The 24,702-nt window shown below is 67.8% G+C and carries 21 protein-coding genes; 9 read left to right on the forward strand and 12 right to left on the reverse strand.

Features of this window, described 5'->3' with window-relative positions; translation table 11 throughout:
- The first annotated feature begins 8 nt into the window (after window positions 1-8).
- Window positions 9-1,475: an FGGY-family carbohydrate kinase gene (locus QM682_RS00495; RefSeq protein ID WP_415125987.1), complete on the forward strand. Its 1,467-nt coding sequence runs from the start codon at window positions 9-11 to the stop codon at window positions 1,473-1,475.
- Between the two features lie 13 nt (window positions 1,476-1,488).
- Here the strand turns inward: QM682_RS00495 and QM682_RS00500 are convergent, their stop codons facing one another.
- Window positions 1,489-2,421: a sugar-binding transcriptional regulator gene (locus tag QM682_RS00500; RefSeq protein ID WP_415125989.1), complete on the reverse strand. Its 933-nt coding sequence runs from the start codon at window positions 2,419-2,421 to the stop codon at window positions 1,489-1,491.
- A 179-nt stretch (window positions 2,422-2,600) separates the two neighbouring features.
- Between QM682_RS00500 and tpa the strand changes: the two genes are divergently transcribed.
- Both tpa and QM682_RS00510 read left to right on the forward strand, forming a co-directional pair.
- Window positions 2,601-3,962, forward strand: coding sequence for a hypotaurine--pyruvate aminotransferase Tpa (tpa, locus tag QM682_RS00505; protein WP_415125991.1), 1,362 nt, complete (start codon window positions 2,601-2,603; stop codon window positions 3,960-3,962).
- Between the two features lie 24 nt (window positions 3,963-3,986).
- The gene (locus QM682_RS00510; protein WP_415125993.1) at window positions 3,987-5,453 is read left to right on the forward strand and encodes a PLP-dependent aminotransferase family protein; all 1,467 of its coding nucleotides are present in this window, start codon (window positions 3,987-3,989) and stop codon (window positions 5,451-5,453) included.
- Here QM682_RS00510 and QM682_RS00515 read toward each other — a convergent pair.
- Window positions 5,450-7,351, reverse strand: coding sequence for a potassium transporter Kup (locus tag QM682_RS00515; RefSeq protein WP_415125995.1), 1,902 nt, complete (start codon window positions 7,349-7,351; stop codon window positions 5,450-5,452). The two genes, QM682_RS00510 and QM682_RS00515, sit on opposite strands and share 4 nt — an antisense overlap.
- A 150-nt stretch (window positions 7,352-7,501) precedes the next feature.
- Between QM682_RS00515 and QM682_RS00520 the strand changes: the two genes are divergently transcribed.
- From QM682_RS00520 to QM682_RS00530, 3 genes are read left to right on the forward strand one after another with little or no spacing between them, the layout of a single operon-like run.
- Window positions 7,502-9,028 (forward strand): DUF4118 domain-containing protein, encoded by a 1,527-nt coding sequence (locus tag QM682_RS00520; protein ID WP_415125997.1) that lies wholly within the window; start codon window positions 7,502-7,504, stop codon window positions 9,026-9,028.
- Window positions 9,025-9,708, forward strand: a complete 684-nt coding sequence (locus tag QM682_RS00525) for a response regulator (RefSeq protein WP_415125999.1) — start codon at window positions 9,025-9,027, stop codon at window positions 9,706-9,708. Before QM682_RS00520 ends, QM682_RS00525 begins: the two co-directional genes overlap by 4 nt.
- A 13-nt stretch (window positions 9,709-9,721) precedes the next feature.
- Complete coding sequence (locus QM682_RS00530) at window positions 9,722-10,285, forward strand: HutD family protein (RefSeq protein ID WP_415126001.1); 564 nt, start codon at window positions 9,722-9,724, stop codon at window positions 10,283-10,285.
- Here the strand turns inward: QM682_RS00530 and QM682_RS00535 are convergent.
- The 3 genes from QM682_RS00535 to QM682_RS00545 form a co-directional block, all read right to left on the reverse strand.
- Window positions 10,282-12,054, reverse strand: coding sequence for a monovalent cation:proton antiporter-2 (CPA2) family protein (locus tag QM682_RS00535; protein WP_415126003.1), 1,773 nt, complete (start codon window positions 12,052-12,054; stop codon window positions 10,282-10,284). The two genes, QM682_RS00530 and QM682_RS00535, sit on opposite strands and share 4 nt — an antisense overlap.
- Before the next feature lie 75 nt (window positions 12,055-12,129).
- A complete protein-coding gene (locus QM682_RS00540; protein WP_415126005.1) occupies window positions 12,130-13,149 on the reverse strand; it encodes an LLM class flavin-dependent oxidoreductase in 1,020 nt (339 codons plus the stop codon).
- A 1-nt stretch (window position 13,150) separates the two neighbouring features.
- Window positions 13,151-14,134, reverse strand: a complete 984-nt coding sequence (locus tag QM682_RS00545; protein ID WP_415126007.1) for a LysR family transcriptional regulator — start codon at window positions 14,132-14,134, stop codon at window positions 13,151-13,153.
- A 101-nt stretch (window positions 14,135-14,235) separates the two neighbouring features.
- Here QM682_RS00545 and QM682_RS00550 point away from each other — a divergent pair, with 101 nt between their 5' ends.
- Complete coding sequence (locus tag QM682_RS00550; protein ID WP_415126009.1) at window positions 14,236-15,177, forward strand: ring-cleaving dioxygenase; 942 nt, start codon at window positions 14,236-14,238, stop codon at window positions 15,175-15,177.
- Window positions 15,178-15,228: 51 nt separating this feature from the next.
- Here QM682_RS00550 and QM682_RS00555 read toward each other — a convergent pair whose 3' ends face one another.
- The gene (locus QM682_RS00555; protein WP_415126011.1) at window positions 15,229-15,963 is read right to left on the reverse strand and encodes a gamma-glutamylcyclotransferase; all 735 of its coding nucleotides are present in this window, start codon (window positions 15,961-15,963) and stop codon (window positions 15,229-15,231) included.
- A 199-nt stretch (window positions 15,964-16,162) separates the two neighbouring features.
- Between QM682_RS00555 and QM682_RS00560 the strand changes: the two genes are divergently transcribed.
- Together QM682_RS00560 and hemC are read left to right on the forward strand one after the other, a co-directional pair.
- Window positions 16,163-17,803 carry a hypothetical protein gene (locus QM682_RS00560; protein ID WP_415126013.1) on the forward strand — a complete coding sequence of 547 codons (1,641 nt, stop codon included), beginning with the start codon at window positions 16,163-16,165 and terminating at the stop codon, window positions 17,801-17,803.
- Window positions 17,804-18,108: 305 nt separating this feature from the next.
- The gene (gene hemC / locus QM682_RS00565) at window positions 18,109-19,059 is read left to right on the forward strand and encodes a hydroxymethylbilane synthase (RefSeq protein WP_415126015.1); all 951 of its coding nucleotides are present in this window, start codon (window positions 18,109-18,111) and stop codon (window positions 19,057-19,059) included.
- Between the two features lie 25 nt (window positions 19,060-19,084).
- On the opposite strand, the gene QM682_RS00570 is transcribed toward hemC, so the two are convergent.
- The 6 genes from QM682_RS00570 to QM682_RS00595 form a co-directional block, all read right to left on the reverse strand.
- Window positions 19,085-20,587, reverse strand: a complete 1,503-nt coding sequence (locus tag QM682_RS00570; RefSeq protein ID WP_415126017.1) for a LicD family protein — start codon at window positions 20,585-20,587, stop codon at window positions 19,085-19,087.
- Window positions 20,588-20,627: 40 nt separating this feature from the next.
- Window positions 20,628-21,023 (reverse strand): glycerol-3-phosphate cytidylyltransferase, encoded by a 396-nt coding sequence (gene tagD, locus QM682_RS00575; protein ID WP_415126019.1) that lies wholly within the window; start codon window positions 21,021-21,023, stop codon window positions 20,628-20,630.
- Between the two features lie 186 nt (window positions 21,024-21,209).
- Window positions 21,210-21,392, reverse strand: a complete 183-nt coding sequence (locus QM682_RS00580; protein ID WP_415126021.1) for a CsbD family protein — start codon at window positions 21,390-21,392, stop codon at window positions 21,210-21,212.
- Window positions 21,393-21,481: 89 nt separating this feature from the next.
- Window positions 21,482-22,570, reverse strand: coding sequence for an HlyD family secretion protein (locus QM682_RS00585; RefSeq protein ID WP_415126023.1), 1,089 nt, complete (start codon window positions 22,568-22,570; stop codon window positions 21,482-21,484).
- Complete coding sequence (locus tag QM682_RS00590; protein ID WP_415126025.1) at window positions 22,567-24,213, reverse strand: MFS transporter; 1,647 nt, start codon at window positions 24,211-24,213, stop codon at window positions 22,567-22,569. The genes QM682_RS00585 and QM682_RS00590 overlap by 4 nt, the downstream gene beginning before the upstream one ends.
- Window positions 24,210-24,641: a MarR family winged helix-turn-helix transcriptional regulator gene (locus tag QM682_RS00595; RefSeq protein ID WP_415126027.1), complete on the reverse strand. Its 432-nt coding sequence runs from the start codon at window positions 24,639-24,641 to the stop codon at window positions 24,210-24,212. The genes QM682_RS00590 and QM682_RS00595 overlap by 4 nt, the downstream gene beginning before the upstream one ends.
- Between the last annotated feature and the right edge of the window lie 61 nt (window positions 24,642-24,702).

Below are 24,702 nucleotides of genomic sequence, written 5' to 3' on the forward strand. Positions count from 1 at the left end.
TAGGCGCCTTGCTGATCGCTGCCGTGGATGTCGGATCCGCCCGCGCGCGGGCCGGGCTTTATTCGGTGCAGGGGGAACTGATCGCCCGCGCCAGCCGGGGGTTTCGCACCTTGCCGTCGCCCGGCGGCCAGGCGGGGTTCGACTTTGCCGAGATCTGGCAGGCCGTGGCCGATGCCCTGGCCGAGGCGCGGCGCATGGGCGGGGCCAGCCCTTCGCAGATCGGCGCGCTTGCCTTCGACGCGACCTGTTCGCTGGTCGTCGATGCGCCGGGCTTCGCCCCCGACGTGATCGCCTGGCACGATCACCGTGCCGTGGCCGAGGCGCATGAGCTGAGCGCCCTGCCCCATGAGGTCGTCGCACGGGCGGGCGGCCCGGTCTCGCCCGAGATGCAGACGCCGAAACTTATCTGGCTGCGCCGGCACCGGCCCGAAACCTGGGCGGGACTGCGCGGCATCCGCGATCTGTGCGATCACCTGGCCTTTCGTGCCACAGAGATCCCGGCGCGCTCGCTTTGCGCGGCGGCGGCGAAATGGCCCTATCTGCCCGACCGGGGCGGCTGGGCGCTGGACCTGATGCGGCACTTCCAGATCGACGGGTTCCAGGGCCGGGACGCCGTGCTGCCCCCTGGCGCGGCCATCGGCCCGCTTTCGGCGCAAGGCGCGGCGGAGCTGGGGCTGGACCGGAACTGCGTCGTCGCCTCGGGGCTGATCGACGCCTTTTCCGGGGCGCTGGGCGCGGCGCCGGAGATGCCCGTGCTGATCGCGGGCACCTCGAACTGTGTCATCGCCGAAGGGGTCGGGGCGGGACCGGCGCTTTGGGGGCCCTATCCCGGCGCGATCCTGCCCGGCGAGGACGTGACCGAGGGCGGCCAATCCGCGACCGGCGCGCTTCTGGAATCGATCCGCCGCCAATATGACACCCCCCAGGAGCATGACGCGATCCTGGCCCGGATCGGGCGTGGCCTGGCCGATGATGAGCCGGGCGCCCGGATCCATATCCTGCCCGATTTCAAGGGCAGCCGGACGCCCTTTGCCGATCCCCTGATGCGCGGCGTCATGCACGGCCTGCCGCTGGATCGCGGCGAGGCGGCGCTGGACGGGCTTTACTGGCGTGCCGCCGTGGGCATCGCGTTGGGCACAAGGCAGGTCGTCGCCCATATGGGGCTTGCGCCCGACCGCATCGCCATGGCGGGCGGGCAGGCGCGCTCGGGCCTGATGCGCCAGCTTTACGCCGATGCGACCGGGGCCGAGATCCATTGGCAGCCCGAGGATGCCGTCTTGCGGGGCACCGCCATCGCCGCCGCCGCCCCGCATCTGGGCGGTATCCGCGCCGCTCGTGCCCGCTTCGCGCGTGCCGTGCGGATCACCCGGCCCGATGCCGCCGCCCAGGCCCGCCGTGCGCGCGACTGGACCGTCTTCCTGCGGATGCAGGAGCATCGCGCCGAAATCGCGGCCATGCAGGAAGGCGTCCGATAGGCTGCCGCGCCTGTTAGGGCCGCAGCAGCGCCTCGGCTGTTTCGGCATCGGTGATCAGCCCGCCGATCAGCCCGCCTTGCAGCGCGCCCCGGATCGCGGGGATCTTCTGCGCGCCCGAGGCCGCCCCGATCACCAGCGTCCGCGACCGTGCCGGGATGGGGGCCGAGCCGACACGGTCGTTCGGCAGGCCGGGCAGCAGCCCTCCCTTGGCGTCATAGGCCCAGCCGGTGATCTCGCCCACGGCGCCGGCCGTGATCAGCGCGCACAGGTCCGAACTGGTAATGAAGCCGTCCAGCAGCAGCGGCGCCCGGTCGTCCAGGGCGCCGATGCCCACGAAAGCCACCTCGGCCTCGGCGGACATGTCGATGACGCGGCGGATGCCGGGCTGGCGGGTCATCGCCTCGCGTTCCTCAATGGTGGGCAGGATTACCGGCAAGGTCAGCGGAAAGCTGCGCGCCGTCACCAGTTCGGAGAGCGAAAACAGCACGTTGTAATAGGCGGTCGAGCCGTCTGTCGCGATGTTGCCGGTCAGCGACACGATCCGGTGCTGGCGGCAGTCGATATGCGGCAGCCGCGCCACCGCCCGGCGCAGGGTGCGCCCGGTGCCAAGCGCCAGGGTCAGGGCCTCGGTGCGGCGCAGCCAGCGTTCCATCACCGCCGCGACGTGATGCGAGACGCCCGCATCCCCCGCGTCCGAGGGCGCCACCTCGCAGAAATCCAGCCGCCAATGGTCCCGCATGCGCTGCGCCAGTTCCATGCAATGGGCAAAGGGGTGGTCGATGCGGATCTTGACCAGCCCCTCGGCCATGGCCTGCGCGACCAGCCGCTGCGCCGTCTGGCGCGAGATCCCCATGATTCCCGCGATTTCGTCCTGGGTCTTGCCTGCGACATGGGCCAGCCATGCCGCTCGGGCCGCCTGTTCCAGCTTGCGCCCCTGATCCTGCATCGCCGTTTTCTCCATTTCTATATCAGACTTAGATTGCACCGGCCCGGTATGTAAAGTGCGCCGGACTGGATCTATTCTGGATCTATTAATGTGATCGAACTGGATCTGTTGCGGCGCGCGGGACCGGCGTAGGCTGAAACGCGACGAAACCCCAACCCCACATCCGACAGAGGCGCAACATGAACGACCTGAGCCCGGTCATCGCAGCGGACAAGGCCCATGTGTGGCATCACCTGAGCCAGCACAAGCAATATGAAACCATCGATCCACGCGTCTTCGTCGAGGGCAAGGGGATGCGGCTTTGGGACGCCACCGGGCGCGAGTTCCTGGATGCGGTCTCGGGCGGGGTCTGGACGGTCAATGTGGGCTATGGCCGCGAAAGCATCGCCGACGCGATCCGCGACCAGTTGGTCAAGCTGAACTATTACGCCGGCGCGGCTGGCACCGTGCCGGGCGCCATCTTCGCCCAGAAGCTGATCGAGAAGATGCCCGGCATGACGCGCGTCTATTACTCGAACTCGGGTTCCGAGGCGAACGAGAAGGTCTATAAGATGGTGCGCCAGATCGCCGCGCGCCATCACGGCGGCAAGAAGTGGAAGATCCTGTTCCGCGACCGCGATTATCACGGCACCACCATCGGCACGCTGGCGACCTCGGGGCAGGATCAGCGGGCGATTCAATACGGCCCCTATCCCGACGGTTTCGTGCGCGTGCCGCATTGCCTGGAATATCGCAAGCAATGGGACGTTGAGAACTATGGCGAACGCGCCGCCGATGCCATCGAAGAGGTGATCCTGCGCGAAGGCCCGGACACCGTGGGCGCCATCGTGCTGGAGCCGGTGACGGCGGGCGGCGGCGTGATCACGCCCCCCCAGGGCTATTGGCAGCGCGTGCAGGAGATCTGCCGCAAATACGACATCCTGCTGCATATCGACGAGGTGGTCTGCGGCGTCGGGCGCACCGGAAAATGGTTCGGCTATCAGCAATACGGGATCGAGCCGGATTTCGTGACCATGGCCAAGGGCGTCGCCTCGGGCTATGCCGCCATCTCCTGCACCGTGACCACCGAGCGGGTGTTCGAGCTGTTCAAGGACGATGCCAGCGATCCGATGGGCTATTTCCGCGACATCTCGACCTTCGGCGGCTGCACCTCGGGGCCGGCGGCGGCGATCGAGAACATGCGCATCATCGAGGATGAGGGCCTGCTGGACAACACCACCCGGATGGGCGAGCGGGTGCTGGCGAACCTGAACGCGCTGATGGAGAAGCATCGCGTCATCGGCGATGTGCGCGGCAAGGGGTTGTTCTGCGGCGCCGAACTGGTCGCAGACCGCGCCACCAAGGAGCCGGCGGACGAAAAGCTGGTTCAGGCCGTGGTCGCGGACTGTCTGTCGCAGGGCGTGATCATCGGGGCCACGAACCGTTCGGTTCCCGGTTTCAACAACACGCTTTGCCTGTCGCCGGCGCTGATCTCGACCGCCGATGACATCGACCAGATCACCGGCGCCATCGACGGCGCGCTGACGCGGGTTTTCGGCTAGCCGGGCGGGCCGGTTCGGGCCGCCATGCAGATCCCGACCGAGACCTTCCTGATCGACCGAGGCCAGGCGATGCCGCTGCAATTGCAATTGCGGCGGCAGATCGTGCTGGCGGTGCATGAGGGCCGCCTGCATCCGGGCGAGCGGATGCCGTCCAGCCGGGCCCTGGCCGCGCATCTGGGCGTCGGGCGCATCACCGTGACCCAGGCCTACGGCGAACTGGTCGCGACCGATTACCTGATGGCGCGGGGGCGGTCGGGCTATTTCATCTCGGACAGGGTGGGGGCGCTGGATACCGCGCCCGCGCCCCTGCCGCCCGAGCGGCGTTTCGACTGGTCGATCCTGGAGGGCCGCGCCCTGGCGGCACGCAGGAAGGACCGGCCTCGGGATTGGCGGGCCTATCCCTATCCTTTCCTTTACGGCCAGACCGATGATCGGCTGATCGACCACGCCGCCTGGCGCGAATGCGCGGTGCGCGCGTTGGGGCGGCGCGACCTGGGGGCGCTGTCGGACGACCAGTATGACGGCGACGATCCCGAGCTGATCGATTTCATCATCCGCCACCTTTTGCCCCGGCGCGGCATCCGCGCCCGGCCCGATGAGGTGCTGCTGACCCTGGGGGCGCAGAACGCGCTGTGGCTGATCTGCCAGATCCTGCTGAACCGGGGCGCCGCCTGTGCCGTCGAAGAGCCGTTCTATCCCGGCCTGCACGAGATATTGGCCGTCCACGACTGCCGCGTCCTGCCCGTGGCCATCGACCAGGACGGGCTGCCGCCGCAGGACGTGCCCGACGGGGTTTCGGTCGTCTTCACCTCGCCCAGCCATCAATGCCCGACGAACCGCACCATGCCCCGCGCCCGGCGCGAGGCGCTGCTGCGCCTGGCGGGCATGCGCGGCTTTGCCGTGGTCGAGGACGATTACGAATTCGAGATCAGCTTTGCCGGCGCCACCTCGCCCGCGCTGAAGGCGATGGATCGGCGCGGCGCGGTGATCTATGTGGGCAGCTTTTCGAAATCCGTGTTTCCGGGGCTGCGGCTGGGCTATCTGGTCGCCGATCCCGCCTTCCTGGCCGAGGCGCGGGCGCTGCGCGGCATGATGCTGCGCCATCCGCCCGGCCATGTGCAGCGGACCATGGCCTATTTCCTGTCGCTGGGTCATTACGACCGGCAATTGAACCGCATGCGCCAGGCTTATGCCGCCCGCCGCGCCGCGACGGCGCAGGCGCTGGCGCGGCACGGACTGGACGGCCAGGGGGCGGCGGCGTCGGGCGGCTCCAGCTTCTGGCTGCCGACGCCGGGCGGCATCGACAGCGGCGCGCTGGCCCTGGCGCTGCGGCCGCAGGGCGTGCTGATCGAGCCGGGGCGGCCCTTCTTTCGCACGCCCGGCGGCGGACACAGGCATTTCCGCCTGGCCTATAGCTCGATCGCCGAACCCGAGATCGAAGAGGGCATTCGCCGCATCGCCAAGACCGGGTGGGCCATGGCCGGCGTCTAGATGTTCATCTGCGTCCCGATCTCGACCACGCGGCCGGCGGGGATGCGGAAATAGTCCGAGGCGGCGGCCGAGTTCCGCGACAGCGCGATGAACAGCTTGCCCTGCCAGCCCGGCACCCGGCTTTTCGCCGCGATGCGGATGCGCCGCCGAGACAGGATGAACGAGGTCGCCATGATGTCGAACTTCCAGCCCTGCTTGCGGCATTGCAGCAGCGCCTGCGGCACGTCCGGGTCCTCGGCATAGCCATAGGTCAGCTCGATGCGGCGGAAGCGGTCGTCGATCTCCTCGATGCGGACGCGGTCCTGGACGGGAATGCGCGGCACCTCGGCGGTCGAGATGGTCAGGATTACGTTCTGTTCGTGCAGGGCCTTGAAATGCTTGAGGCTGTGCAGCAGCGCCGCAGGGGTCAGGTCCGGGGTCGAGGTCAGGAACACCGCCGTTCCCGGCACCGTGGCGATCGAGGAGGAACGGGCGATCTGCGCCAGCAGCGTGTCCAGCGGCAGTTCCGCCTGCCGGTCCTTGCGCGCCACGATGGCCGAGCCGCGCATCCAGCTTGCCATGACGATCATCATCGCGGCGGCGATCCCCAGGGGCACATAGCCCCCGTCGCCGATCTTGGCCAGGTTCGCGCCCAGGAAGGTCAGGTCCAGCACCAGGAAGGGCAGCATCATCGCGACGGAAAGCCACAGCGGCAGCCGCCAATGCCTGCGCGCCACCACCATCGCCAGCAGCGCGGTGACGACCATGGTGCCGGTGACGCTGATGCCATAGGCCGAGGCCAGCGCCGAGGACGAACCGAAGACCATGACCAGCGCCAGCACGCCCAGCATCAGCCAGCGGTTGACGCCGGGCAGGTAGATCTGTCCCTGGTGTTCCTCGGAGGTGTGGCGGATCTTCATGCGCGGCAGCATGCGCAACTGGATCGCCTGCTGGGTCAGCGAAAAGGCCCCGGTGATGACGGCCTGGCTGGCGATGATCGTGGCCAGCGTCGCCAGCACCACCACGGGCAGCAGCGCCCAGGACGGGAACAACAGGTAGAACGGGTTCTCAAGCGCGTCCGGCCGCGACAGCAGCAGCGCGCCCTGGCCGAAATAGGTCAGGACCAAAGCCGGAAAGGCCAGGAACAGCCAGGCCATCTGGATCGGCTTCCTTCCGAAATGGCCCATGTCCGCGTAAAGCGCCTCGGCCCCCGTCACCGCCAGAAAGACCGCGCCCAGCACGATCAGCCCCAGCGTGCCGTTCTGCGACAGAAAGCGCAGGGCATGGACCGGGTTGGCCGCGCCCAGCACATGCGGCGCCTGGATCATCCAATGCACGCCCCCTGCTGCCATGACCAGGAACCAGACCAGCGTGATCGGCCCGAAGAAGCGGGCCACGGCCTCGGTGCCGCGATTCTGGACCAGGAACAGCCCGATGATGATGGCGATGGCGATCGGCTCGATCAGGTGATCGACATTGCGGGTGACCAGCTTCAGCCCCTCGATCGCCGACAGGACCGAGATCGCGGGCGTGATCGCCGCGTCGCCGTAAAACAGCGCCGCGCCGACCATGCCCAGCACCAGGATGCCCAGGCTGGGGCGGCCCATGGCGCGCTGCGCCAGCGCCAGCAGGGACAGGGTGCCGCCCTCGCCCTGGTTGTCGGCGCGCAGCAGGATCAGGACGTATTTCACCGTCACCACCAGCACCAGTGCCCATAGGATCAGCGACAGCACGCCCAGCACGTCCTCGGCCAGCACGCTGCCGTGGCGGGCGCCGGCGGCGTGCATCGCCTCGCGGAAGGCATAAAGCGGCGAGGTGCCGATATCGCCATAGACCACGCCGATGGCGGCCAGGGACAGCGACCAGGGGTTGCCCCGCCTGGCCTGCATCTCGGGCAGATCGGTTTGCACGCTTGCCATATTGTCCTTTCCGGGGCCGCGCCCGATGGCGGCCAGGGGCGGAGATTGCCGCAAGGCGGCGTAAGGGTTCGACGGGGAATCCGGTCCCGCGCGTAAGGTTTCCATAAAGACGGTGGACAACGCCTTTCGCTTGTCGCCAGATCATGGGCCATGAACCCCGCCGATCCGCCCCGCCTGCGCGACGACCGCCGCCACATCGCCACCCCCAGCCTGGCCCGGTTCCTGGGGGCGGGGCTGATCCTGGCATTTGTCGCCGCCGCCGTCGGCTCGAACCGGCATGTCCTGCCCGAAACGGTGGCGGTGCTGCTGTTTCTGACCTCGGTGCTGATCTGCGCGGCGGGCTTCGGCTTCTGGGTCGGCATCGTCAGCGCGGTGGGCGCGCTTGCCGCCTTCAACTTCTTCTATGTCGAGCCGCATTTCACCCTGCATATCGCGCGGCCGGGCGATCTGATCACGCTGGCGGTGTTTCTGCTGGCGGCGTCGATCACCGGGCTGATCTCGGGGCGGCTGCGCGAGCAGGTCGATGCCGCCGAGGGCCGCGCGGCGGCGCTTGAGGTGCTGTCGCAGGTCTCGCACGAACTGGCGCATGCGGCCAGTCCCGCCGATGTGGCGCAAGTGGCCGCGCGGCACCTGAACGCGCTGGCCCATGGCCCCGCGCTGGTTCTGGGCGCGGTCGAGGGGGAGTTGCGCATGCTGGCCTCGGTCCCCCAGGGCTACCTGCCCGAGGCGAGCGAGCTTGAGGCCGCCGATGCCGCCTGGCGCAGGGGCCGGGTCGAGCTGGCCTCGGCCCAGGGGTGGAGCGGATCGCGGCTGAGCTTCTATCCGCTGGGCGCGGTCGAGGGACGGCGGGGGCTGGTCTTTGGCCATGCCCGCATCGCGCCGGACCGGCGGGACCGCGCCTGGCGCGAACAGGCGATCCAGGTGCTGCTGCGTCAGGCCGGCCAGACGCTGGACCGGCTGGCGCTGGGTGCCGAGGCCGAGGCCGAGCGCCGCCGCGCCACCAGCGAAGAGATGCGCGCGGCGCTGCTGGCCTCGCTGTCGCATGACCTGCGCACGCCGCTGGCGACGATCCTCGGCTCGGTCACGACGCTGCGGGAACTGGGCGAGACGCTGACCCCCTCGGCGCAGGGCGACCTTCTGGCCGCCATCGAGGAAGAGACCCGGCGCCTTGGCCGTTATGTGGAAATGCTGCTGCAACTGACCCGGTTGCAATCGGGCATGCAGGTGCATCTGAGTTGGGTCGATGCGGGTGACGCGGCCATGGCCGCCGTGAACCGCGCCCGCCGCGCCTGGCCCAATGCCCGGATCGAGGCGCGGATCCCGCCTTTGCCCATGGTGCGGGCCGAAGCCGGGCTGCTGGAACAGGCGCTGTTCAACCTGATCGAGAACGCGGTGAAATACGCGCCCGGCGCGATCCTGGTGCGGGCCGAGGCCGGCGCGGACGAGATCCTTTTGTCGGTCACGGATCACGGGCGCGGCCTTGCCCCCGCCATCGCCGAATGGCTTGCCCGCGACGGCATGGCGCGGGTGCCGCAGGGCGCGGGGCTGGGCCTGCCGATCAGCAAGGGCATCGCCACTGCGCTGGGTGGCCGCCTGGGCGCCGGGCAAAGCCCCCTGGGGGGCGCGGTGCTGGAACTGCGCCTGCCCGTCCCGCCCGCGCCTGCGGGGGGCGGATGACCGGGCGCCAGACCATCCTGATCGTCGATGACGAGCCGCAGATCCAGCGGTTCCTGGGCCATGCGCTGACCGCCTCGGGCTATGACACGGTGCTGGCCGCGAACGGGCGCGAGGCGCTGGAACGTGTCCAGGCCCATCCCCCCGACCTGATGATCCTGGACCTGGGCCTGCCCGACATGAACGGCAAAGAGGTGCTGGAACGGCTGCGCCTGCGCTTCGACCTGCCGGTGATCGTGCTGTCCGCCCATGACCAGGAGATGGAAAAGATCATGGCGCTGGACCTGGGCGCCGACGATTTCGTGGCCAAGCCCTTCGGCATCGGCGAATTGCTGGCCCGGCTGCGCGCCAGCCTGCGCCCCCGCCGCGCCACCCGCGCCCAGGTGATCCGGCAGGACGGGCTGGTGATCGACCTGGACGCGCATCAGGTCAGCCGCGACGGCGAGGCGCTGCGCCTGACGCCGAAGGAATTCGATCTTCTGGCCGCGCTGGCCGCCAATGCCGGGCGGGTGATGACGCATCGCAAGCTGCTGGGCCTGGTCTGGGGGCCGGCCCATGTCGATGACGTGCCCTATCTGCGGGTCTTCATCGGCCAGTTGCGCCAAAAGCTGGAACGCGACCCGGCAAGGCCCGCCCTGATCCTGACCGAGCCCGGCGTCGGCTATCGCTGGGGCCATAACTGAAGGGAAAGCCGAAATGCCGCATCATCTTCTGCCCGCCCATGCCCATCGCCGGATGCCCTGGAAGAACGGCAAGGGCGAGACCGTGCAGATCGCCGCCTGGCCCGAGGGCGCGGGCCTTGACGGCTTCGACTGGCGTATCAGCATGGCGGGCGTGACCGAGGATGGCGATTTCTCGATCTTTCCGGGCATCGACCGCTCGCTTGCCGTGCTGACGGGGCAGGGGATCGAGTTGCGGGTCCAGGGCATGGGCCTGCACCGGCTGACCTCGGACGGCCCGGCGCTGGCCTTTCCGGCGGACCGGCCCTGCCTTGCGCGGCTGGCGGACGGGCCGATCACCGATCTGAACCTGATGACCCGGCGCGGCCGGTTCCGCCACCGGCTGGTGCGCGCGGGCGAGGGGCTGGGCTTTGTCCCCGACTGGCTGCTGCTTCTGGCCACGCGGCCCGCGCGGCTGCATGTCGCGGGCGCGGTGCTGGATCTGGGGCCGCTGGACGCGGTGATCTGCGACGGTCCCGAGGCGGCGCTGGATCCGGGCGTGGTGCCCGGCGCCTGGCTTGCCGGGATCGCCGCCGCCTAGTTCTGCCGGTTGCTCAGGATCATGCCGCGCCCGGCGAAGATGCCGCCGACGCATTCCATCTCGAAGCGGGCGGTGTCTCGGCCGCGGATCTCTTCCAGCACCTCGTCGATCTCCTCGGGGCTGTCGCCCAGTTGTTCCAGCGCCTCGCGGCCGATGGCGAAGGCGCTTTCCAGCACCTCGCGCATCTGGAAGTCGGCCCCGGCCTTGACCAGTTCCAGCGCATGCTCGCGGTCGAAGGCGCGGGCCAGCACGGGCACCAGGGGAAACTCGGCCTTGGCCATCTGCACGATGTGGCTGGTCGCGTGCTTGTCGCCGGGAACGGCGATGATCAGGCTGGCATGTTCGGCGCCCGCCGCATGCAGCACGTCCAGCCGCGCGCCGTCGCCATACCAGACCTTGAAGCCGAACTCGTCGGCGTCGCGGATGGTCTGCGGGTCCAGCTCGATGATCGAAAGCGAATGCCCGCGCGCGATCAGCGGCTGGCTGATGATCTGGCCCATGCGGCCGAAGCCGATCATCAGCACGCGTGCGCGCAGGTCATGCGCCGGCTCGACCCCTTCCAGCGAGATCCGGGGCTGGGGCGTCAGGCGGTCGTGAAGGATGATCATCAAAGGCGTCAGCACCATCGAGACGATGACGATGGCGGTCAGGGTGGCGTTCTCGCTTGGCTCAAGAATGCCCGCCTGCGTCGCCGCCGCGTAAAGCACGAAGGCGAACTCTCCGCCCTGCGCCATCAGCGTGGCGCGTTCCAGCGCCTCGGCGGGCGTGGCGCGGAAAAGCCGGGCGACCAGATAGATCACCGCCATCTTCAAAAGTATATAGGCGGGCACGCAGATCGCGATCAGGCCCCAGTTCAGGGCGATGATCTGAAGGTCCAGCGCCATGCCGACCCCCAGGAAGAAAAGGCCCAGAAGCAGGCCCCGAAACGGTTCGATATCGGCTTCGAGCTGGTGGCGGAAGCTGGATTCCGACAGCAGGACGCCGGCCAGGAAGGCGCCCATCGCCATCGACAGCCCGCCCCATTGCATCAGCAGCGCCGCGCCCAGCACCACAAGCAGCGCGGCCGCCGTCATCACCTCGCGGCCGCCGAAGCGCGCCAGCAGGCGAAACATCGGGTTCAGCAGATAGCGCCCGGCCAGGACCAGCGCCAGGATGCAGCCCAGCCCGATCCCGATGGCGGCAAGCCGCTGCGCCGGGGTCACCTCGGATTCGCCGGGTGCCAGGAAGGCCACCAGCGCCAGCAGCGGCACGATGGCCAGATCCTCGAACAGAAGGATCGCGACGATGCGCCGCCCCTTGGGCAGCGAGATCGCGTTCCGCTCGGACAGCATCTGCATCACGATCGCGGTCGAGGTCAGCACGAAGCCCGTCCCCGCGATCAGGCTGGGCGCCAGCGCAAAGCCAAGCGCCATGCCCACCAGCATCAGCACGGCCATCGCCAGCGCCACCTGGATCAGTCCCAGGCCGAAGATCTCGCCCCGCATGGCCCAAAGCCGCGAGGGCTGCATTTCCAGCCCGATGATGAACAGGAACAGCACCACCCCAAGCTCGGCCACGCCGATCACGGATTGGGGGTCGTGAAACAGCCCCAGCCCATAGGGACCGATGGCCAGCCCCGCCGCCAGATAGCCCAGCACCGAACCAAGCCCAAGCTTGCGAAACAGCGGCACCGCGATCACGGCGGCGGCCAAAAGGACGACGACGGGGCCGATATTGGCGCCGTGATGGCCCGCCTCGGCGGCGTGACTGGCGGCTTCGGTGACGGCCATGCGGTGCTCCTTGCGCTGTCGGTCCCAGCTTAGCGCGGCCGGCGCGCAAGGAAAGCCCGATGCGGCGTGTGCGTCCTAGCGCCAGCCGAGCGCCGGGGCCACATGGGTCAGGATGCTCTCCAGCACATGCACGTTGTAATCGACGCCCAACTGGTTCGGCACCGTCAGCAGCAGGGTGTCGGCCTCGGCGATGGCCTCGTCGCCGCGCAGATCCTCGATCAGCCTGTCCGGCTCGGCGGCATAGCCGCGCCCGAAGATCGAGCGGGTGCTGTCGATCACGCCGATCTGGTCCTCTTCCTTGCCGCCGCGCCCGAAATACATCCGGTCCATGTCGTTCAGCAGCGGAAAGATCGAGCGGCTGACCGAGACGCGGGGCGCGCGCTCATGGCCGACCTCGGCCCAGGTCTCGCGGAAGGCGCGGATCTGCTCGGCCTGCTGGACATGGAAGGGCTTGCCGCTTTCATCCGTCTTCAGCGTCGAGCTTTGCAGGTTCATGCCCAGCGTCGCCGCCCATTGCGCGGTCGCGTTCGACGAGGCGCCCCACCAGATGCGGTTCCTCAGGCCCGGCGAATGCGGCTCAAGGCGCAGCAGGCCCGGCGGGTTCGGGAACATCGGGCGAGGGTTCGGCTGGGCGAAGCCATGGCCCTGAATGATGTTCAGGAACACCTCGGCATGGCGGCGGGCCATGTCGGCCTCGGTCTCGCCCTCGGCGGGCTGATAGCCGAAATGGCGCCAGCCGTCGATCACCTGCTCGGGCGAGCCGCGCGAGATGCCCAGTTGCAGCCGGCCGCCCGCGATCAGGTCGGCAGCGCCGGCATCCTCGGCCATGTAAAGCGGGTTTTCATAGCGCATGTCGATGACGCCGGTGCCGATCTCGATGCGGCTGGTGCGCGCGCCCACCGCCGCCAGCAGCGGAAACGGAGAGCCGAGCTGCCGGGCGAAATGGTGGACGCGGAAATAGGCGCCGTCCAGGCCAAGCTGTTCGGCGGCGACGGCCAGGTCGATGGATTGCAGCAGCGTTTCGCCGGCCGTGCGGGTCTGTGAGCCACGGTCCGAGGACCAATGGCCAAAGGAAAGAAAGCCAATCGTTTTCATGTTATTCCTTGGGGTTGTGCCCGGCTTCCGGGTGGTGCCGGCCTTGCCATGGCGGGTTCTTCAATGTGCCCGCCACATGGTCGACAAAGCGGCGCAGCTTGGCGGGCATGGGGGTGACGGGGGGCCAGACGGCCACGATGGGCAGCCGCCGGGACGGAAATTCGGTCAGCAGCCGCACCAGCCGGCCATCGGCCAGGGCGGGCGCGACGATGAAGTGCGGCAGCATCGCGATGCCCAGGCCATGGACCGCCATGTCGCGGATGGCCTCGCCATTGTTCAGCGACAGCCGCCCGTGAACGGGGGCCGAGATCCAGCGGTCGCGGTCCTGGAACTGCCATGCCTGGCTGTTCTGGACATGGCTGTAGCCGATGATCTGATGATCGCGCAGCGCGGCGGGGCTTTGCGGGTGGCCGTGCCGGGCAAGGTAATCGGGGCTGGCGCAGGTGATGCCTTCATCCTCGCACAGCTTGCGCTGCATCAGCGCCTTGTCGCGCAGCTTGCCGATGCGGATGCCGACATCGTAACCTTCGCGCGCCAGGTCGCGGGTGCGGTCGTCATAATCCACGTCGATCTCAAGCTCGGGATGCGCGACGGCGAAGCTGGCGATGATCGGGCCAAGGTGCAGCACGCCGAACGTCATCGGCGCCGAGATCGACAGCCTGCCGCGCAGGGGCGCGATCCCGTCCTTGTCCCAGGCGGCGGATTCCGCTGCGGCGACAAGCTCGGCCAGGGCGGGGCGCAGGCGCTCGGCCAGGCGCAGGGCCGCCTCGGTGGGCGTGATGCGCCCGGCATTGCGGCGAAACAGCGCCGCGCCCAGCGTGGTCTCAAGATCGGCGATACGCTTGCTGATCACGGATTTCGACAGGTTCAGCCGGGCCGCCGCAGCGGTCACGGCGCCAAGCTCCATCACGGTCAGAAAGGTTTCCAGGTGGGTCAGGTCATAGCGCATGCGAATGAAGATAGGCGTGCCGGGGTCGCCGCGCAAATGCCGGATCGTTCGATAGGCAAGAACACCATGTTTGCATTTGGCCCTTGGCAGAAGGGGGAGCAGGCCGTTTACTGGCGGCGACGAAAGGACGCGGGACCATGCAACTTACCGGACTTCACCACCTGACCGCGATCACCGCCCAGGCGCGCGAGAACAAGCAGTTCTATACCGGCACCATGGGGCTGCGTCTGGTCAAGAAAAGCGTGAACCAGGACGATACCCGCGCCTATCACCTGTTCTATGCCGACGCGTTGGCGACGCCCGGCACCGATCTTAGCTTTTTCGGCTGGCCGGCGGCACGGGAACGGCGGGGAACGAACTCGATCAGTTGCGCGGGGCTGCGCATCGGGCCAAACAGCTTCGACTATTGGGCGGCGCGGCTTTCCGGCCTGGGCCTGGATGTCGGCAATGTCGATGAGCTGGACGGCCGTGTCAGCCTGGCCTTCGAGGATGCCGAGGGCATGCGCTTTCGCATGGTCGAGGATTCCGATGAGGCGCCCGCCCATCCCTGGGAACATTCCCCCGTCCCGGCCGAGCATCAGATCCACGGTCTGGGTCCGGTCACACTTTCGGTGCCCCATCTGGGTCCGACCGAGCAGATGCTGACCGAGGTGATGAACATGCGCAAGGTCCGCGACTATCGCAGCCCCGACCACAATCAGGTCCATGTCTATGAGATGGGCGAGGGCGGGCCGGGGGCCGAGGTGCATGTCACCGTCCAGCCCGGCCTGTCGGTCGTGCGGCAGGGCGCGGGCGGCATCCATCATGTCGCCTTCCGCGTGCCCGACCGGCCCGCGATCCAGTCCTGGATGCGGCGCCTGACCCAGATGCGCGTGCGCAATTCGGGAGAGGTGGACCGACATTATTTCCGCTCGCTGTATTTCCGCGAGCCGGGCGGTTGCCTGTTCGAGATCGCGACCGACGATCCCGGCTTCGCCGTGGACGAGGATGTCGACAAACTGGGCCGGATCCTGTCCCTGCCCCCCGCCCTGGAAGGCGCTCGGGCCGAGATCGAGGCGCGGCTGAAGCCACTGGACTGACGCGCCCCGCCCCGTCCCGCCCCGCAGGCGTCTCCCCGGACGGCTCTGGTTCTAGCCGGCGGCCAGAGAGGGATGGTGCAGCGCCTCGATCTCGGCCGCGACCAGCTTTTGCAGGCGCCAGAGGTTGCGGTCGTGGATGCCGAAACCCTCAAGATGGCTGACGGTGTTGAACAGGTATTCCGCGCAAGAGCCGACCGGGCCGCAGGCGCGGGCCAGGATATGCGCGACCTCGTTCAGCGGCAGGCGGCTGAGGATGCGCGGCCCGGTGGGACCGGCCCAGAAGACCAGCACACGTCGCGGCCCGTCCTGGGTATGGACCTTGATCCAGCGCATCATGCGCCGGCTTTCGCGAAAATGGATCTCGCGCCGGATCATGCGGCTGATCTGATCCAGCCGGTCCTCGTCTCGGATGCGATAGATCACCCCGTCGCAGCGCCCGCCGCGTTCCAGCGCCAGCATCAGGCCCAACTGTTCGGGCGAGCCGCGCCAGCGGTGCATCTTGAGGCAGAATGAGCGGTGCCAGCCATAGGCGCTTGCCCGGCAATGGTCCAGGGCGTCGAAATCCGGCTTCCAGATCAGCGAGCCATAGGCAAAGACCCAAAGCGGGCCGTCGCCGCATTCCTCGGCATATTGGCGGGCGATGGCCTGGATTTCCTGCTGGGACATTTCGGTCCAGCCTGGCTCTGGGCCAAGATCCGGCTCGGGGCGCAGGGTCAGGGCCACATGGTCGGGCGTCAGCGACATCTGCCGAAGCGGCAGGCGGGCGGCGGAGGTCATGGCGGTCATTCGTCATTCCGGTCGTATGGGCCGTGCGCGAAGGGTGGCGACCCGGTTTGCCCAAGGGAACGCCAGGAACGGGCCGGGTTCAACCCCTTTCCCAAGGTGAAAAGCCGCGATCACCGCGCTGCCGCGAATTTGACCAGTCGGCGCTTGCCTGCGGCCAGGCCGCCGGGCAGGCTTGGCTGGAAGCCAGCCAGGAAACCGCATGCCCGATTCAAGACCCGCGACGCTGACCAACCCGGCGCTGGCCGTGGGCCTGAACGGCCTAAATGACTGGAGCACGGCCCAGCCCTTTCTGGACCATTTCAAGATGGCCAGGCCGTGGAGCGGGCGGCGGGGCGAGGATTTCGGCGTGGTGCCCTTTGCCGAATTGCAGGCGCGGGGCGCGGTGGATGCGCGGGGTTGGCTGCTGGCCGTGCCGGGCGATGTCGATGCCGTCAGCACCGTCCTGCTGACCGAGATCGACCCCCGCGCCGAGGATCTGGCGCGGCGCTACCGCATGACCTGGGCGGGGCAGGGCAGGATCCAGCTTCTGGGCGCCGAGATCGTCGAGCAGGGCCCGAACCGCATCCTGTTCGACTTTGCCCCCGATTTCGGCCGTTTTGCCGAGATCCGCGTGACCGAGGTGACGGACGGCCCGATCCGGGACATCCGGGTGGTCCAGTTGGACAATCTGGCGCGGCACAAGGCGGGGCATGTGTTCCGGCTGGAATGGCTGGACGCGATCCGCAACTATCGCCTGCTGCGCTTCATGGATTGGATGGGCACCAACGGCTCGGCCCAGGCGGTATGGTCGGATCGCCCGCGCGTCGAGGATGCCTTCTATGGCTGGCGCGGCGCTCCGGTCGAATTGATGGTGGATCTGGCCAATGAGATCGGCGCGGATGCCTGGTTCAACGTTCCGCATCTGGCGGATGAGGACTGGATCGCCCGCTTTGCCGCTTATGTGCGCGACCATCTGCGCCCCGGACTGCAAGCCTGGTTCGAATATTCCAACGAGATGTGGAACATGCAGTTCCCGCAGACCCAATGGGCGATCGAGCAGGCCCGCGCGCTGTGGCCCGGTCAGGGCGACGGGTTCATGCAGTTCTATGCCGGCCGCGCGGTCGCCATGGCGCGCGCGCTGGACCGGGTCTTCGCTTCCCGGCCCGGCGATCTGGTCAAGGTCCTGTCCAGCCAGACCCATTGGCTGGGCCTTGAGGGGGCGGTGCTGGACGCGTCCGACTGGCGGGCCGCGAACCCGCTTCTGCCCGCGCCGCCGGCCTTTTTCGATGCCTGGGCGGTCTCGGGCTATTTCGACGGCGGGCTGGACCTGCCCGAGAACGTGGCGCGGGTGCGGGCGCTTGCGGCGGAACTGGACCCGTTGCGGCTTCGCGGGCGGCTGCGCGATCAGGTGCTGCAAGGCGGCTGGCCGGAAAGCGGCCGCACCATCGCCAATCTGCGCCAGACCTGGGATTATCACGCCCAGGTCGCGCGCCGGCACGGGCTGCGGCTGGTCATGTATGAGGGCGGCACCCATATCGTCCCGCCCGCCGAGGTCCAGACCGATCCCGCCCTGTCCGCCCTGTGGGAGCGGTTCAACTATTCCGCCGAGATGGGGCAGATCTATGCCTCGGCCCTGGACGAATGGCGCGCGGCGGGCGGAGAGGGCTTCAACCTTTTCGTGGAATGCGCCAGCGTGGGGAATTACGGCTATTGGGGCCTTCAGCGTCATCTGGGCGACGAAAACCCACGCTGGGCCGCCGTCGATGCCTGGGCCAGCCGGCATGAGGGCATGGACGCGCGCGCGGAAGGGGTTTTCGTGGGACCGGCGGATCTGCGGGATGGGAAGGAAGCGGGGCCATAGCCGCGCCCCGGATTGGCCGACCGGGCAAGGGCGTCGCGCCCCTGCCCGGTCTGGTCGTCGTCAGGAAAAAACAACCGTTTAACCGAACACTGATCAACTGCCTTTCGACGTGCTCCTTATGCGCCTTTTCGCCCATAAGGTGAATATGTCCTTTTGGATACTATCCAATCAGCCAGGTCGGGACCTGCTTGCGCGCCGATTGCCGGGGCGCGGCCCCTGGCAGGAAGGCGCGCGCCCTGCCAAAGCGGACAATCGCTGCAAATCCCTGTTGCGAGGGACCCTTGCCCCGGCCTATCTGAACATCCATGAGACAGCCAGACGCCAGCCATCCTCTTCGCATCGGCACACGCGGTTCGCCGCTTGCGCTTGTCCAGGCATTCCAGACCCGCGACTGGCTGCGCCAGGCGCATGGCTTGCCGATGGAGGCGTTCGAGATCGTGGTGATCAAGACCACCGCCGACCGGGTGCAGAACAAGCTGCTGAAAGAGATCGGCGGCAAGGGTCTTTTCACCAAGGAGATCGAAGAGGCGCTGCTGGCCGACCGGATCGACATCGCCGTGCATTGCGTCAAGGACATGGCGGTGGCCGAGCCCGAGGGGCTGGTCTCGGACGTGTTCCTGCCGCGCGAGGATCCGCGTGACGTTCTGGTTGCGCCCAGGTTCCGCCGGCTTGAGGATCTGCCGGCGGGCGGCACCGTCGGCACGTCCAGCATGCGGCGCGGGGCGCAGTCGCTGCGCGCGCGCCCGGATCTGCGGTTGGTCAATTTCCGCGGCAATGTGCAGTCGCGGCTGTCCAAGCTGGAACAGGGGCTGGCGGACTGCACCTTCCTGGCGCTGGCGGGCCTGAACCGGCTGGAGATGCGCGATCACGGCTGGCGCGTCATCGAGCCCGAAGAGATGCTGCCCGCCATCGGTCAGGGCGCGCTGGCGATTCAGCGCCGGGCCGGGGATCGCTGGCTGCTGGACCTGCTGGCCCCCCTGCACGATCCCATCTGCGAGCGCGAGATGGCCTGCGAGCGGAAATTCCTGGCCACGCTGGAAGGTTCTTGCCAGACCCCCATCGCGGGCCTTGCCCGGCTGGCCGGGGACGAGATCTGGTTCCGGGGCGAGATCCTGCGCCCGAACGGCTCGGAATGCCTGACGGTCGAGGGGCGCTGCCCCGCAGGCCAGGCCGAGGCGCTGGGGGCCGCGATGGCGCGCGACCTTCTGGGCCGCGCGGCGCCGGATTTCTTCGAATGGAAGCGGCCCTGCGGCTGATCCCCGCGCGTGGCCTGCCGCCTGGTCAGGCCGGGCGGCGGCGAAGCAGGTTCAGCACCTTGCGGAAGCGGTTGACCTGCGGGGCATATGCCGCCTGGATCGCGGCGGCGCGGCTGGTGCGCCCCTCAAGCGGCCAGGGCCATTCGTAATAGGGGTCCGAAACGCCCCAGCCCTTGCCATAGCGGATCTTCAGGAATTCCTCGGGCTTGGCCGGGGCCGGATAGACATGGCCGTAAAGCGAGACCGTGCCCGTGGGCACCAGCACCGATTCCGCGACCGGGTGATATTGCGGATAACGCAGCATCACATGCAGCTTGCCCTTTTCCTGCCAGGACGGGAACAGGTCCAGCGTGCCGTTCTTGCCCCGGACGTGGAAATTGACGATCCGGTCGCCTAGATCGCTGACATAGCCCATGGCTTCAAGCGCATCGCTAAGCTGCTTGCGCTTGGCCAGCATCTCCTCGCGTGAGCGTGAGCCGTCGAAGTAAAGGATGTCGATGTCGTCGTCATGCGGGATGAAACCGCCATCGCGCACCGCGCCCAGCAGGCTGCCATAGCAGAGCATCGGCGTGACCCCGCATTTCAGCAGCGCGGGAAAGATGTCGTCCAGGGCCAGCAGGAAACGCTCGCGTTCGCGGATCAGCTTGGGTTCCTGGAAGGTGTGCTTGCAGGCGACGATGTTCACCTCGCGGCCCAGCCGGGCCGTGGCAAGGGCGTTGGCCTCGGCCACCACGCTTTCCAGCCGCTCGGGCGAAGACATGATCAGCGACAGCGGCTCAAGATCGGAGGTCTTGACCACCAGCCGCTTGCCGCCCAGGGCCAGCAGAAGCTGGGCCGAGACGGTGCGGTCGAACGCGGTCATCTCGGTGCTTTTCTGCAAGACCGGCAGCAGGTAAAGCAGGTGGCGGGGCGCCGCGTCGCATTCCCCGGCCCGGATGCGGTCCAGCAGGCGTTCGCGCAGCAGGGCGACGACGCGGCCGCGCTCGGCTGCGTCCATGCGCTTCGGCGGGGCGATGCCGCAGGCGTCGCAAAGGCCCTTGAACACGTCCAGAAGATCGCGCGGATCGTTGTTGCGCTGGCTTAGGATGATGCGGCCATTGGCGTAGGCGGTGACGCAGATATTGCGGCCGACGCGGCCGAAATGCTTGCCCCGGCTGGCCAGCCGCAGTTTCGAAAGCCGCACCCCCGGTTTCAGCACCAGAGTCAGCGTCGGACGGGCTTCGCGCCCCGACAGGATCGGCTTGCCGGTCAGCACCAGATCCTTGAGATCCTGTCCCTTGTGCCGGTCGTTCAGGCTGCTGGCCCGGACATCGGCCACCACCTGGCGCAGCGGAAGCTCTTTGCCGCCCATGCCGACCAGACGCAGGTTCGGAAAGACGAATTCCTGCTCGGATCCGGCATCCAGGTGAATGACCAGCCGCCCGACGGCGCCGTTCAACTCATAGACCTGATGCAGCGCGGGATGTTCGCCGAATGCGCCATGGCCGGGCAGGGCCAGATGGGCGGCGTCAAGCCAGTCTCGGTTCATCATGTCCCGTCCTTGCGCCATCAAGCTCATGCGATCAGGCTCATTCGGCGGCATCGGCCAGGCGGGTGCGGATCACCGTGCTGGAGATTCCCGGCGTCCGCGCCAGGTAGACCACTTCGCAAAACTCGTTCAATTCGTCGAACTTGCCCGCCCAGTCGTCGCCCATGCAGAACACGTCGGCCTGAAACAGCCGCACGTCCTGGGATTTCTGCGCCCAGGTGTTTTCGGGAATGACCAGATCGACATAGCGCAGGGCTTCCAGATCCTGCTTGCGTTCCTCGAAGCTGAAATAGGCTTGCTTGCCCTTGATCGCGTTGAATTCGTCGGTCGAAAGCGCGACGATCAGGTAGTCCCCCAAGGCGCGCGCCCGGCGCAAAAGCCGGATATGCCCGTGATGGAGCGTGTCGAAAGTTCCATAGGTAATGACGCGACGCAATGTCCTGGTCCCCTTGGCTGGCCCCTTGGAGTGTGAAGAAATCATGACACTCATGTTTCTTACTACCGGGGCGCGACGGGGCTTGTCCAGAAGGCTCGGGCGGAGGTGGCGAGGCATGCGGATGCGAAAAAACCGGCGCTCGGCTGGCGGGCGCCGGTTTTTCCCCGAAGTCCTGGGCTGGCGGCGTCAGATCTTGTCGCCCAGCTTGCCCTTGATGGTGCCCGCGATATCCTGCGCGGTGCCCTTGGCCTTCTGCATCTTGCCCTCGGCTTCCAGGCCGGGATTGTCCGTGGCCTTGCCGACGGCCTCCTTCACCGCCCCGGCGGTCTTGTTGCCGGCGGCTTTGATCTTGTCGGTGATTTCACCCATTTGTCGTCCTCCGTGACAGGTCGCTTGGATGGGAGGGGAACGCCCCGGATGTGCCGGGGTTTCCGGGGATCACGCGGACGTGCTTTCCCTTAAGCGTCGTGGCCCATGATCGAAGGCGTGTTATCCGCCGATTTCTCGCGCGCGCCCGATCCCGCATCGACGCTGACCACCACGGAAAGGCCAGGCTCCAGATATTCGGCCATCTCCTGGCCGGGGTCGATGCTGATCCGAACGGGCAGGCGCTGCGCGACCTTGGTGAAGTTTCCCGTGGCGTTCGACGAGGAAAGCAGGCTGAATTCCGAGGCCGTCGCCGGCGAGAATGCCTCGACCCGGCCGGTAAAGCTGCGGTGCTGCATCGCGTCCACGGTGAAGGTGGCGCGGTCGCCGACGCGGATGCCGTGAAGCTGGGTCTCCTTGAAGTTGGCGATTACCCAGACATCGCGCTCGACATGGCTGACAAGCGCGGTGCCGGCCGTCACATATTGGCCGACGCGGACGCCCAGTTGCCCCAGCCGTCCATCCGAGGGGGCATGGATCACCGTGTTCGACAGGTCGATCTGCGCCAGTTCCACCGCCGCGCGGGCCGAGGCGATGCTGGCGCGCTTGGCGGCAAGCCCGACCTCGGCGCCGTTGACGTTCTCGCGCGCGACCGCGATGGCGCTTTCGGCCTGGGTCGCTGCGGCCTCGGCCTGGCGCAGCGCCAGCTCGGTCTGGTCGGCCGAGCTTTGGGCCGTCACGCCGCGCGACTGCAACTCGCTGGCGCGGTTCCAGTTGGATTTCGCGGTGTCGCGCGCGGCCTCGGCCGAGCGGAGCGCGGCTTCGGTCGATTGCAGACTGGCCCTGGCGGAATGCACGCTTTGCTCTTGGATCTGCAAGGCGGCCTCGGCGCCTTCCAGCGCGGCCTGGGCCTGGGCGAGCTTCTGGCGATATTGCCGGTCGTCGATGCGGGCGATGATCTGGTCCTGGGTCACATGCTCGAAATCCTGGACCTCGACCGCCGAGATATAGCCCGAAAGCTGCGGCGCCAGCGTGGTCACGCGACCGCGGATATAGGCGTTCTCGGTCTCGGGAAGGCTTGGCTGGAACGGTGGCAGATGCCAGGCGAACAGCACGATCAGAAGACCGGCGATGCCCGCCAGCACGGCGATCAGCGTGGGAATGAGGTGGGATTTGGTCATGGTTGAGGCTCGGACAAGGGGGCGGTTTTCGGCGTGAACCAGCGCGCGGCCATCCAGTCGCGCAAAAGGTGCAGCAGCAAGGCGGCAAGGGCGGCGACCGCGACCAGGAAGGTTGCGAAATAGGCGTCGTTATAGGCCAGCACATAGGCTTGGTTCGAAGCCTCCTGCGCGATCATCGACATGGCCTGCAACTTGCGCTGCGCGGGATCGGCGATCTGCGAGGCGAGCGTCGCCGCGCGCAGGGTGATTTCCTGCGTCACCAGCGGGCTGAAGGTGGTAAGCTCTTCGCGCAGCACTTGCAGATGCAATGCCTGGCGGTGGTTGATCAGGGTCGAGAAGATCCCCGAGCCCAAGGCGCCCCCCAGGCTTTGTGTCGACAGGAACACGATGATGAAGCTGAGAAGATAGCTTGGCCCCCGCGCCAGGGCCGACAAAAGCCCGCGCAGCATGGCGGGCGCCATGAAGAATGATCCGGCAAAGGCGATCATCGCCTGGCTCAGCATCATCTGCTGGGGCCGGGTGTCGATGGTCGAATGGCTGTCCATCCAGGCCCCCGCCGCGATCAGCACCAGCGCGATGATGTGAAAATGCGGCACGCGCGTGGGCTTCATGAAGGGGATCAGCGCCAGCGCGCCCAGCACCGTCGCGGCCGAGATCACCGCGAAAAGCGGCACCAGCTGGTTCTGGGTGATGTTCAGGATCTGGAACATGCGCGGCGCGCCCGCGCTTTGCTCGGACAGGACCAGGCGGAACAGCAGCAGCGTGATCGTCAGATGCGCCATGGCCGGGCTGGCCAGCCAGCGGATGTCCAGAAGCGGCGTCTTGCGATGCAGCTCGATCACCACCACCAGCGTCAGCGCCAGGATGGAACCGGCCAGCACCCAGCCCAACCATGCTTCTTCGGTCCACCAGCGGATCGGACCCATGACGAAGGCGACGGTCAGCCCGCCGAAGCCCAGGAAGACCAGCAGCCAACTGATCAGGTCCATCGTCTGGATGGCCGGCACGCGCGGAGGCGAGCGCAGAGGCAGCAGATAGACCAGCCCCAGCGACACGGCGGCCAGCCCCAGCGTCATCAGGTGCAGTCCGTCCCAGCCCTGGTCCCCCATCAGCGCGGGCGAGATCACCCGCGCCAGCAGCGGCCCCAGCGAGACCATGCCCAGCACCACCGGCAGGCCCAGCCGCATCTTCCATTGCGGGGGCAGGGGTTCGAGCATGTAAAGGAAGGCCAGCGTCGAGAGCGGCGCCGAGGCCATGCCGGCGCAGAACTGCACCAGGATGGCCGAGCGCAGGTCCAGGATGGCGAAGGACAGGATCGCGACCGCCAGATAGATGACGATGGCGACCTCGGCAAAGCGGCGCAGCCCGAACTGGGCGCGGATCTTCATCAAGAGCAGCGGCAGCGAGGCGCGCGGCACCATGAAGGCCGCCATCAGCCAACTGGCCTGGGTCTGCGTCGCGCCGATGTCTCCGGCGATCTGGGGGATGTTGGTGCTGACGAAGCCCTGCGCCAGCCCCTGGGTCAGTGAGATGATCAGCGAGGCCGAGATATAGCCCAAGGCGCGCGACAGGCTCATCGGCTCGAAAGGGGGGGGCGCGGCGGGTGCCGGGGCAGGGGCCGCGTCGGTGCCGGGCTGGTTCATGGCGTGCGCATCCTTTCGGCGTTCAGCGTCATCTGCGCCAGAACGCGCCGGGCGGTGGCAAGATCCTCGGGCGCGACATCGGCGACCAGCGCGGTCTCGACCTCGCCGCGAAAGCGCAGCAGGGGGGCGATCCGGGCGATGTCGGTCAGGAAGACGGCATGTTTGCGCGCGTCGCCCGGCAATGGGTGGCGTTGGGCCAGGCCCTGGGCCTCAAGCGCGTCCAGCAGGCGTTTCAGGGTCGGCGTCTCGATCTGCATCGCGGCGGCCAGTTCCGACTGGCTGGCGCCGGGATTGCGGTTGATCGAGGTCAGCAGCCTGGCCCGCGCGAAGGTCAGCCCGACCCGCTTTGCCCGGACATCGAAGCTTGCGCGGATGGCACGGGTCAACGCCAGCAATTCGTCGAAAAGAGTCGTGGGCTGATTCGTCATGAGACAGGGTGAGCCATTAATGAACTTCGTTAGCAAGCTAACAAAAATACCCGGAAAGATC

The sequence above is a fragment of the Paracoccus sp. (in: a-proteobacteria) genome, from assembly GCF_047605025.1.
Taxonomy (GTDB): Bacteria; Pseudomonadota; Alphaproteobacteria; order Rhodobacterales; family Rhodobacteraceae; genus Paracoccus.

Excerpts from the sequence above, each read along its gene's own strand:
- QM682_RS00540 (WP_415126005.1), bottom strand. The coding sequence starts at position 13,149 with ATGAAAACGATTGGCTTTCTTTCCTTTGGCCATTGGTCCTCGGACCGT.
- QM682_RS00585 (WP_415126023.1), bottom strand. The coding sequence starts at position 22,570 with ATGACCAAATCCCACCTCATTCCCACGCTGATCGCCGTGCTGGCGGGC.
- QM682_RS00530 (WP_415126001.1), top strand. The coding sequence starts at position 9,722 with ATGCCGCATCATCTTCTGCCCGCCCATGCCCATCGCCGGATGCCCTGG.
- QM682_RS00535 (WP_415126003.1), bottom strand. The coding sequence starts at position 12,054 with ATGGCCGTCACCGAAGCCGCCAGTCACGCCGCCGAGGCGGGCCATCAC.
- QM682_RS00555 (WP_415126011.1), bottom strand. The coding sequence starts at position 15,963 with ATGACCGCCATGACCTCCGCCGCCCGCCTGCCGCTTCGGCAGATGTCG.
- hemC (WP_415126015.1), top strand. The coding sequence starts at position 18,109 with ATGAGACAGCCAGACGCCAGCCATCCTCTTCGCATCGGCACACGCGGT.
- QM682_RS00560 (WP_415126013.1), top strand. The coding sequence starts at position 16,163 with ATGCCCGATTCAAGACCCGCGACGCTGACCAACCCGGCGCTGGCCGTG.
- tpa (WP_415125991.1), top strand. The coding sequence starts at position 2,601 with ATGAACGACCTGAGCCCGGTCATCGCAGCGGACAAGGCCCATGTGTGG.
- QM682_RS00520 (WP_415125997.1), top strand. The coding sequence starts at position 7,502 with ATGAACCCCGCCGATCCGCCCCGCCTGCGCGACGACCGCCGCCACATC.
- QM682_RS00590 (WP_415126025.1), bottom strand. The coding sequence starts at position 24,213 with ATGAACCAGCCCGGCACCGACGCGGCCCCTGCCCCGGCACCCGCCGCG.
- QM682_RS00515 (WP_415125995.1), bottom strand. The coding sequence starts at position 7,351 with ATGGCAAGCGTGCAAACCGATCTGCCCGAGATGCAGGCCAGGCGGGGC.
- QM682_RS00580 (WP_415126021.1), bottom strand. The coding sequence starts at position 21,392 with ATGGGTGAAATCACCGACAAGATCAAAGCCGCCGGCAACAAGACCGCC.
- QM682_RS00500 (WP_415125989.1), bottom strand. The coding sequence starts at position 2,421 with ATGCAGGATCAGGGGCGCAAGCTGGAACAGGCGGCCCGAGCGGCATGG.
- QM682_RS00570 (WP_415126017.1), bottom strand. The coding sequence starts at position 20,587 with ATGAACCGAGACTGGCTTGACGCCGCCCATCTGGCCCTGCCCGGCCAT.
- QM682_RS00525 (WP_415125999.1), top strand. The coding sequence starts at position 9,025 with ATGACCGGGCGCCAGACCATCCTGATCGTCGATGACGAGCCGCAGATC.
- QM682_RS00550 (WP_415126009.1), top strand. The coding sequence starts at position 14,236 with ATGCAACTTACCGGACTTCACCACCTGACCGCGATCACCGCCCAGGCG.
- QM682_RS00510 (WP_415125993.1), top strand. The coding sequence starts at position 3,987 with ATGCAGATCCCGACCGAGACCTTCCTGATCGACCGAGGCCAGGCGATG.
- QM682_RS00595 (WP_415126027.1), bottom strand. The coding sequence starts at position 24,641 with ATGACGAATCAGCCCACGACTCTTTTCGACGAATTGCTGGCGTTGACC.